The sequence below is a fragment of the Bacillus sp. mrc49 genome, assembly GCF_002803435.1.
The window spans coordinates 1-453 of the sequence record NZ_PHNG01000091.1 but is presented as its reverse complement, the minus strand read 5'-3'; the positions used below and the strand labels follow the sequence as shown (position 1 = coordinate 453).

The following is a 453-nucleotide window of genomic DNA, read 5'->3' as shown; positions in this document are numbered from 1 at the left end:
TCGATCAGGCGGAAATCATGTAAACAATACCAGCCGTCCAGTGTTTGTGCTGCTTCACTCATTACGATCACTCCTAAGTCTTATTATAGCTTTAATATAACATAGTTTCAGTATAAGGAAATTTAGGTCAACCCGCAAACGCCATCACTGTTTTCGGTGCTGAGATGTGGCTGGAATTTACCGGGCCGCTGGAGTATTCTAAAAAAGGCAGGGTAGGAAAGAATGGTTAAATGATTAAACATAGTACAATCAGGGGAAACGTATATAAAAAGGAGGAAGCGCCAGTGAGCAATTTATTTGAAATGTTGGAATCAAAAGTTATGGGTCATAATTTAAAGATCGTTTTTCCAGAAGGTTCGGATGAACGGATTTTGGGAGCCGCAGGCAGGCTTGCCAAAGCAAAACTGGTTACACCTGTATTGATCGGGGATATCGAATTGATTTCCGATAAAG

The 453-nt window shown here is 40.8% G+C and carries 1 protein-coding gene; it reads left to right on the top strand.

Translation table 11 applies throughout. The features are described 5' to 3' along the window. Positions 1–284 precede the first annotated feature (284 nt). Positions 285–453: phosphate acyltransferase (locus tag CVN76_RS00620; RefSeq protein WP_269799997.1), on the top strand; the 169-nt coding region annotated here is incomplete at its 3' end.